Genomic DNA, 9,261 nt, shown 5'->3' on the forward strand with positions numbered 1-9,261 from the left:
CTGTTCGGTACTCGCTGTGCTGCGTTCCGCCTCAGTCTGCGCCTTGCAGCGTTGCCGGTAAAAAATATGGAACCGCATTCCTTTGCGGTTCTCCTGTTCCGGCTTCAGAGTTTATCCATCAGATAACGATGTGCCTTTGAAGCTGCGCTGGCCGCTTTGAAAATATAACGCTTGTCGTTTTTCAGCGCTTTCAGCCAGGAAGCAATATAGCTTTCATGCAGTACCTCTCCATCAATTCCCAGATCCGCCATCAGAAAGGCACTTCCCAGCTCCGCGACAAGTTCTTCCTCTGCATAATCCGCCCTGCCAAACTTCCCTTTCATTTCACGGTTCAGACGTTTTTTGCCACCACTCCAGTGAACCAGCTCATGCAGGCCTGTAGCGTAGAAATTAGCCGCATCTGAAAACAGATGGCGCTCAGGTAGCCAGACTTCATCTGTTGATGGAATGAAAAAGGCGTTTTGTCCTTTCTCGATGATGTTTGCGCCGCTCTTCCTGAACAGGTTTTCAGCCTGCGGCAACGGGTCAAAGGTTGCTTCCGGGCTGACTGTTTCAGTTGTCAGAGCCAGGCCGTCGATTTGCTGAACGTTAAACACTGTGAAAGTTTTAAGCATCGGGATATGCTCAATGTCTCCGGCGTCGTTTTCCTTCTCCAGGGTGGTATAGAAAATGGCTGTTGTACCATGTTCACGCTTGCGAACCTGTCCACCTGCTGCCTGAGCCTGTTTGTAGGTCATCCAGCGTGAATCGCTGAAACCCTGTTTAGATGCACTGCACCATAACAGCATGATATTCATACCACTGTAGGCTGCTCCGGTGGCGTAATTCGATGGCAGACCAGACATGCCGGATACACGCTTCCACGGGCAGGACCACGGTTTTACACTGGCTTCCAGTGCTGCAATGATGTTGTCGGTAACGGTCTGATAAATGTCCGTTCTGGTTTTAGAAAATTTCGTTTTTGAGGAGCCTGACTGCTCCAGCGGGGATACGCTGGTCGCCGCTGCGGCGTTAGGGGCGCTTGTCCGGGTATGCAGGGAAATCGTCATAGTTTTTTCTCCGTCAGTGTGTGATTTTCGTCTTCGTATCGCCTGACGGTTCGCTTTCCCGGCATCGTTCTGTCCTGCAAGGGCGCAGCATGCGTGCCATTTACCCTTGCGGGACGGGTTGTGTTGGGAAACGATTAACAGGAAGCCGATACAGGAACGAAAAGCGCACAGGAGAAAACTTCCCTGCATAGCCGGGCGTAGCGTCCCTTACTTCGCAGCGGTGAGATAAAGAGTCGAAGATTGGCACTGACAAGAATTTCTTATTAGTACTAACATGCTGCCCTGCCGGGCGAGAAGATCACGCTAAACGGGGGCGATTTGTTATTAAATTTTCTCGTTTCGGCATACGTTGCCAGCTATTTCATTAAGCATCCATTTAAAAGCTATATGTATTTACTGACGATCTTTGGCACTCAAGATGAGAAAATTTAATAGGTAAATTACTGCATTAAGATATATTACATGCCTGCAAGACTGTAACAAAATGCAATGAAAACCTTCATCAAAAAATAAATATGATTAGATTTCAGAAGGGGCCTTATGCCCCAACTAAATTTAAGAGAGCTATTGCATAATAGCCTAGGTATATTATTTACTAATAATTTTCTCGACTTTCTTAAAGTCACTCAATGCAGACGAAAGTAGTTCAATTATATCTTCAACTAATTCATCTGACGAAGTATGCATTACCAGCGAGTCAGACGTTTCTTCTTTCAGCCATTGAATATCAAGATTGGTTTTATCACGCAAAAGAATTTCTTCATATGAGAAATCTCTCCATCTGCCGTCTGGACTACTATTTTTAGTCGTATCAGGACTCCAATTGCTCTTACGGCTATTGAAGTTTTCAGCGCAATAGAAGTTGACAAACTCATCAAAATCAGCACGAGACAATTTATTATTCTTGAAGGTTCTGTGAATATTTGTTCTTAAATCGTAAATCCATACTTTTTTAGTTTTAGGATATAAAAGGTCATTGGCATTATCAAAAAACAGAACATTAGCCTTGACACCCTGAGCATAGAAAATACCAGTGGGCAGTCGAAGTATCGTATGCAAATTATAGTCATACAGAAAACTTTTTCTTATTTTTTCACCCGAACCGCCTTCAAAAAGAATATTATCAGGAAAAACGACAGCAGCTTTTCCATCTTTATTCAGCATGCTACATATGTGCTGTAAAAAGTTAAACTGTTTATTTGTAGTTTCTGCCCAAAAATCATCTCTGACATATCTTTCATCATTTTTAGATTTACCTTTATTGATAGAAAAAGAGCTCTTTCTACCAAATGGTGGATTAGCAAGAACAATATCAACTTTTTTTGAAGGTTTCCGTTCTAAAGCATCAGATACTGATATAGGAAAGTAAAAGACACCTATGTCATGCAAAAACAGATTCATGGCGCATAAACGTGCAACAGAGTTTGATATTTCGTTTCCACTGAAAGTATTTTTTTTTAAAAAGTTGATTTCCTCAGCGTTAGCCTGATTTATTTTGTTATAAATGTAATCATGTGCAACTGTTAAGAATCCGCCGGTTCCACAAGCCGGATCTGCTATTGTTTGCTTGGGTTTAGGGTTGATTACTTCTACAATAGCTTCAATCAAGGCTCTTGGAGTAAAGTATTGTCCAGCGCCTTTTTTCTCAGAATCTGCACTTTTTTGTAAAATCCCCTCATAAATAGCTCCTTTAACATCTACATTAGAGCTTATCCACTTTTCGGAATTAATCAAAGATATCAATTTTTTTAACTTACTTGCATCTTGAATTTTATTTTGAGCTTGGTAAAATATAGTTCCTAAAAGGCCATCTTTTTCACCAAAAAGCTTAATAAGATTAGAATACTTCTCTAATAATTCCTTACCCTGCAATGTAGTCAGCATGCTCCAAGCTTCTGAAATCTCATTTTTATTTATTTTTCCAGACTCAGCGCGTTCAGCATTCATTTTCAAAAAAATAAGAAGAGTAAGTTGCTCAACATAATCGCCGTTGCTAATACCGTCATCCCGAAGTACGTTTGCATACCCCCATACTCTGTTAACAATATCTGCAACGCTAAACTTTGACATTAATAACCCCTATCAAGCATGTCTTTAACCCAAGCATGAGAATTATAAAACTCCCGGAGATATATTCTAGCTGCAGAATTGAATGAAGTCGAGGGGCAAGAAACCCTAATCATCTTATGTAGTTGCGTTTTTAAATCTTTTATAGTTAATTTGTTTGCTTCGAAGTTCTGGGCGCTCAAACTATTTATATTCGAAACGAGCCTTCTTACAGTTTGATATACTCTTTTTCTTGCATTTTTTGTGGGAGTATGATTTAGGTGGTACAAATCCACAGATTCTTTAGCTCTTTTATACAAAGGTGATGTTTTATCATCAACATTAGGACATGCTTCACCATTAATATTGAATGTTAGTAAATTCACATCATCAATATCAGTAGGATCAAGTAATATAGGATTTTCTATAAACTCATCTTCTCTTCTTTTATTCCAAGTGTAAGGGGGAAGAATAGGAAAATGATCCTGTTTGCCGCCAGCAGTATCTGTATTAACTCTACGAGAGTTACAATATGTGCAAGAATACCGATAATTTGACCAATCGAAAGCTAACCACCAATAACCTGGATGATCAGGGCATTCAGCAACTTTTCCTTTAGGCCTAAAATGATCAATTGGATTATCTGATCTAAGTTCCGTTGATTCACAATACCAGCACTTGCCAAATGACAACTCCGAGAGGATCTCGCTAAGTTGCCCCCAAACATCACTTTTAGCGTTGATAGCCTTCTTACGCGCGCTTGCAATCGATTTATTTAACTCACATGATAATTTATCATCAGACCATTGTTCCTGAGCAGCTTTAACCCTAACAGCAGCATCAGCTTCTTGAATTTTTTCTTGCACGTATAACCAAACTTCATCAATTTTATTCTGCCAATCATCTGGTAATCTAATCTCTATTTCATCTTTGTCGATAAAATGCATAATTAGTTCCCTTCTTCACGCTTCAACTCAGAAAGAATATCATCGCTCATTTTTGATAATTCATCTCTTGTACTTTCAGTTAGAGATACCTGATGATATTGGTCAATTCTTTCGCTTCTACCCCAAGCTTTTACAAAGGCGGAAAAATATGGATCAGAATATGCTTCTAAAAAGCCTAACATATCTAACTCTTCTTTCAATTCACCGAATCGAACCTCTTCCTCAGCAGTACGATTCTCATTGGCAAGTAATATAGCATGCTCATCTAATTTTTCTAAAGTTTTAGGATCCAGGTCCGATCTGAGACCAAACATATCACTCATCAGCACACCTGAAAAGCCCATCCCTTTAGGGTCATAAAGAGGAGAATGAGCATATACTTCAAGAGTATTTTCATCTCTTTTCATAATCTGTATCTGTTCACGTTTTAGTGTAGAAATAACCACCGGATCGTGAGTTGCTAACACTATATGACTATTTTCAATCTTTTGTTTAGAACCATCATTTTGTTGTGATTCCTTTCTATCGAGGTTGAATCCTGCCACTTCTTCTAAATAATTTATATATTCCATACTCCACGCAGGGTTTAAATGTGTATCTGGCTCGTCGAGTAGAAAAAGAGATTCATCATCCCTTGTAAATCTTAAAAGTCCTAATACAGTTATTAACTGTTGTTCACCTTCGCTTAGTTCTCTAAACGTAAGAAGTTCATTAGTACCATTCTTCTCATTAACTTTAACTCTTATCTGTACTTCATGGATAAGGCTAGAAAAATATATACTTTCTAATAACTTAAAAAAATCTTTATCTGAAGTATGATTACCTACATTTTTTAACGCATCGAGATCTTTCAAAAAGAGAAACAATGCATCGACATTCTCACCATTTTTCTTCAAAGGATGTGGCAGTGTAAATTTTATATCCATAGGAGCAAGAGATGCCTCATAAAGTCGTTCAAGAAATGGCTGAACAACACCTTTTGCATTCCAGAATCTAGGATCTCCTTCACTGCTTTTCCAATCAGGTTTACTTATCACAAACATTACAGATTCTAGACCATCGATGAAAAGTTTTTCTTTTAAAAACTTTTTAATTTTTTCATCTTCACTTAAAAAAAATGCAAGTAATACAAAGTTACTGTGAACCTTCTGCGCATAGAATAGCGGACGCAGCGGTAGAGTATTTTCATTTAGATTGAACTTTTCAGGGTAAATCAATTGTTCTCTAAATCTTCGCTGATGTTCATAAAAGTGAGTAGCCAGCCGATCACTTGGGCCGGAATAATAACCAAAGACATTTGTTGGTAGATATTTCTTATCTCCATCTTCAAAAAACTCCTTATTACTGAGATTTTTACTCTCATTTGGTTTATTAATTGGATGACATTTTATTTTGTATCGATCTTTTTTATCATCATTAACCCTAGCTTCTATATATATCTTCCGTCCTCTGCATACATATTCTAGGTCATATGAGAAAGCAGGTGGATAATGTAAATCCAAGTCTCTGAATATAATAACTAGCGCTTCAATAACATTTGATTTACCAGCTCCATTCCAGCCAATTATCACTGTTACCAATTCATTTTGATCAAAGTCAATGGTGATATTTTTGAGATTTTTGAACTCACTTACCCATAATTTATCTAGTTTCATAAATTATTCCTTAAACTTTATCAAATCCCCGATTTTTAAACCATTCTCTCTAACTTCTTCGATGATAATTTTCCCACTATTTATTGCATCCTTTAATTCAAGATAAAAAGCCTCAACCTTCTCAGGAGAAACATCCTTATTGTATTTTGAGGATGAGAATAATTGTTTAACAGTAATTTTTTCATTAGATTGTCTTAAAATCTCAAGGATAGACAGGTTTGTCATATTTTTTCTTATTGCCTTTGGTTTACGTTTCTTCGTTTCAGCAATTAGTTTAGCTTTCGTAGTTTTTATATTATCAATATATTTATCAATATCACTAGTTTCAATAGGTTGACTTTCAAACCCAATAGTAAAAGCTTCTTCCAAGATATTCTTTTTAGTTAACCCAGCTTTATCAATAAGTAAATTCAAATAGTTTTGCTGAGATTTGATACTATCCTTTATACCATCAAGAATATTTACTATTTCCATTTGTTCTTCTAGAGAACAAATAGGTATAATTAACGAGCGTATTTCTTGGGCGTTAATATTATTGACACCACTACTTGACTTCGCTACATTTTCAATTTGCATTCTTAACATAGGCGATGCTAGTAGATACATTAAAAACCTTGGATGTATAAATTCACTTATCGGACGAAGCCGAAGTAAGTATCCTGCAAAAAGATAACTTGTGTCTTTATCATCAACTAATGCACACGAACCGACTAATGAGAGACTACCATTAGATCGAATTAGTAATAAATCACCTTTTTCTAAACTATACTTTTCAATTTCTTGATCTGAAAAAACCGCATACTTCAAGTCAGAATCAGATATTACACCGTCAATTAAGTTAGGAATTCGTAACACACCAATCCCAGTGCTATCGTAGGCACATTTTTTTGACGTACCATAATTTACACTTTCGAGAACATTGTCTAATTTGATATAAGCCCAATCATTGGGCAAGGACGGAAAAAATGAATCCGTAAGTTCCTCAGTAATACTAACGAGGTCACTTTCTAATAATTTAAATAATTTATTATTCCTTCTCCACTCATTCGTAACATTCCCAGCAATGGCATCAGAAATTTTGTTTTTCCATAAAGCTGATAATTTTTCGAGCGCAGATTTTGCTTTTTCAATACCATCATCAATATGATCGTATAGAGTCGAAATTTTATCTGCTATTAATTTTTGATTAGCAATGGTGGTTAACGGGAAATCTATATTCCCTAAATATAATGGATCAATATGGGGGATACCTATCCCTCTTGTGTTTGTATTTAAGTACTCAAATTTCGAGCGCAGAAAATAATAGAGGTATCTTTGTTCCACTAAAGGTATTGATAAGGATGCGAGTGTCGAGCCTAAAGCTCCGTTCATTCCCATACCTACATAGCCACACCGAGAACCATCCCAAACCATTAAAACATCGGCGTTGGAACAGCGGACGATGTTCTCATCAGAGCAGAAAAAATCCAACACTTTGTTTTCAAAAGCATTTATATCTATGTATGGGATTTTTCTTAGTGCGCTTTTACCCCCTAAATTTGATGGTTTTTTACCTTTAACACTAATTAACAATTCTGATAATTTTACTAACTGGAAAATATTGAAATCCGTTGCCATCTTAGCAACCTCATGAAAACATTCAGCTAAGTTAAATGCTGAATAAAAAAACAGTATAACATTGGATTATAACACCTAAACCTTCTATTTATCAATGCACTGCGTCTAACAGGCGTAGCGCTCATCACATCCAAAAAATGGCTTAAAGTAGTTATACCTCAATTGGTGGTCTTGACTGGAAGAGATACGTGATTTAGGCTAAGAAATAGTCACTTAGTAGCAAAGGCGATCCCAGTCAGAGCAACCAACCTAAATCATCATACATTAAATAATAGCTCAGCCCATGCCCCAACCAGAAAACACATAAGCCGTTGCAAGGACTCGTTCCCCGCAACGGATATTTAATTATTTCCTGACCGCGATGTAACCCCATTAAGCAACGCATATGTCTTGACTGGCCAAGAAAAAATAGTTTTCCTTCTTACACTTTTTTTATCTCCATAGATGTATCGCTGACTTTCCGCCCCCACCAGTCCATCAGTTCAATACGCTGCTCCATGTAGGTTGAGCGGTTATATGCGGCACGGGTGGGGTTAGCATCAACATGCGCCAGCGCCGCTTCCACTACATCCGGTGGGAATCCGGCTTCGTTCAGCGTGGTGCTGCCCAGCGCCCGGAACCCATGTGATACCAGTTCACCACCATATCCCATGCGCCACAAAGCCTTGTTGACCGTTTCACTATGCATAGGCTGGCCGCGCTTTACCCTGCCGGGAAACACAAATGGCGAATGCTTACTCAGGGGCTTAAGTTGTTCCAGAACGGCCAACGCCTGAGGAGACAGTGGCACCTGATGTTCACGTTTCATCTTCATACGGGCTGCGGGGAGCGTCCAGAGCCGTTTCTCTGTATCAATCTCACACCACATGGCTCCGGCGGCCTCAGCAGGGCGTACAAGCGTCAGAAGCTGCCATAGCAACAGCAGGCGCGTCATCGGAGACAAATTAGTCGTATAAACCCGCAGCATCAGTTCCGGCAAACGTTCCGGGCGAATGGTCGGCATATGGCGCTTCTTAGGCTTCACAAACGCCTCATCAATGGTTGATGCCGGGTTGGCATCCAGCAGGCCGGTATTAATGGCGAATTTCATCACTTCGTTAATCCTCTGCGTCAGGCGGTGCAAGGTTTCCAGTGCACCACGCAGTCTTACTGGCTCCAGAGCGGCGATAAGCGTATGGGCTTTCAGCTCAATTACCGGCGTCTGCCCGATAGCCGGAAACACATCACGCTCCAGTGATTTCCAGATATCAGCTGCATAGTCGACGGAGATTTTCGTTTTCTTCACGGCGAACCATCTTGTCGCCACGTTGATAAACAGACTATCCACCGCCAGCCTTTCACGCTCAGCCTCTTCCTGCTCCTGTTTTTTCGGGTCAATGCCTTTTACCAGCAGGGTAAGGTGTTCGGCATGCAGCGTCCGGGCGCTGGCAAGCGACATGGCAGGGTAGTGTCCGAGGGTAATGGTGGTTCGGGCAGTCGAACCGGGACGCTTGTAACGAAAGCGCCAGATTTTTTTACCGTTGGTTCTGATGAAAAGGGTCAGCCCCTGTCCGTCGAACAGTTCGTAATCTTTATCGGTGGGTTTTGCCTTCTGGACTTCCGAGGCAGATAAAGGACGGGTGAGAACAGCCATTAAGTCACTCCTTACGTATCAGTGGAAAATGACAGTGATGGAGTGTGCAATATTCTGTTTTCCGAAGCGTTTTTCAGCCCAAAACTCAATATGGGCCTACAAGACTTCCACCATCAGAGGCATAGGCCCATTCATGGGCCCATTTGCTCTGGCTCCCCCGGTATCCGGAGGGGAGCATACATACGAAAAAAAACCGTATCCTGATGACAGTGATACGGTTTTCTTACTTCCCCGGATGCCATGAAACATCCCAGGAATGTATGTTGGTGGGTCGTGCAGGATTCGAACCTGCGACCAATTGATTAAAAGTCAAC

The 9,261-nt window shown here is 39.9% G+C and carries 6 protein-coding genes; all 6 read right to left on the reverse strand.

Going from position 1 to position 9,261, the window contains the following annotated elements:
* Positions 1 to 104: 104 nt before the first annotated feature.
* The 6 genes from IAE27_RS24785 to IAE27_RS24810 all read right to left on the reverse strand — a co-directional run bounded on the left by IAE27_RS24785 (position 105) and on the right by IAE27_RS24810 (position 8,947).
* Complete coding sequence (locus IAE27_RS24785) at positions 105 to 1,049, reverse strand: ArdC family protein (RefSeq protein ID WP_200092958.1); 945 nt, start codon at positions 1,047 to 1,049, stop codon at positions 105 to 107.
* 588 nt (positions 1,050 to 1,637) lie between these two features.
* The gene (locus IAE27_RS24790; protein WP_200092963.1) at positions 1,638 to 3,119 is read right to left on the reverse strand and encodes an N-6 DNA methylase; all 1,482 of its coding nucleotides are present in this window, start codon (positions 3,117 to 3,119) and stop codon (positions 1,638 to 1,640) included.
* Positions 3,119 to 4,042, reverse strand: coding sequence for a hypothetical protein (locus tag IAE27_RS24795; protein ID WP_023301118.1), 924 nt, complete (start codon positions 4,040 to 4,042; stop codon positions 3,119 to 3,121). Before IAE27_RS24795 ends, IAE27_RS24790 begins: the two co-directional genes overlap by 1 nt.
* 2 nt (positions 4,043 to 4,044) lie before the next feature.
* Positions 4,045 to 5,697: an AAA family ATPase gene (locus IAE27_RS24800; protein ID WP_023301119.1), complete on the reverse strand. Its 1,653-nt coding sequence runs from the start codon at positions 5,695 to 5,697 to the stop codon at positions 4,045 to 4,047.
* A gap of 3 nt (positions 5,698 to 5,700) precedes the next feature.
* A complete protein-coding gene (locus IAE27_RS24805; RefSeq protein ID WP_200092965.1) occupies positions 5,701 to 7,314 on the reverse strand; it encodes a restriction endonuclease subunit S in 1,614 nt (537 codons plus the stop codon).
* Between the two features lie 421 nt (positions 7,315 to 7,735).
* A complete protein-coding gene (locus tag IAE27_RS24810) occupies positions 7,736 to 8,947 on the reverse strand; it encodes an integrase domain-containing protein (protein WP_200092968.1) in 1,212 nt (403 codons plus the stop codon).
* Between the last annotated feature and the right edge of the window lie 314 nt (positions 8,948 to 9,261).

The organism is Klebsiella sp. S69, assembly GCF_016516145.1.
Taxonomy (GTDB): domain Bacteria; phylum Pseudomonadota; class Gammaproteobacteria; order Enterobacterales; family Enterobacteriaceae; genus Klebsiella; species Klebsiella oxytoca.

What these genes read in the sequence shown, in the direction of transcription:
- IAE27_RS24785 (WP_200092958.1), bottom strand. Translation starts at nt 1,049, where the DNA reads ATGACGATTTCCCTGCATACCCGGACAAGCGCCCCTAACGCCGCAGCG.
- IAE27_RS24805 (WP_200092965.1), bottom strand. Translation starts at nt 7,314, where the DNA reads ATGGCAACGGATTTCAATATTTTCCAGTTAGTAAAATTATCAGAATTG.
- IAE27_RS24790 (WP_200092963.1), bottom strand. Translation starts at nt 3,119, where the DNA reads ATGTCAAAGTTTAGCGTTGCAGATATTGTTAACAGAGTATGGGGGTAT.
- IAE27_RS24795 (WP_023301118.1), bottom strand. Translation starts at nt 4,042, where the DNA reads ATGCATTTTATCGACAAAGATGAAATAGAGATTAGATTACCAGATGAT.
- IAE27_RS24810 (WP_200092968.1), bottom strand. Translation starts at nt 8,947, where the DNA reads ATGGCTGTTCTCACCCGTCCTTTATCTGCCTCGGAAGTCCAGAAGGCA.
- IAE27_RS24800 (WP_023301119.1), bottom strand. Translation starts at nt 5,697, where the DNA reads ATGAAACTAGATAAATTATGGGTAAGTGAGTTCAAAAATCTCAAAAAT.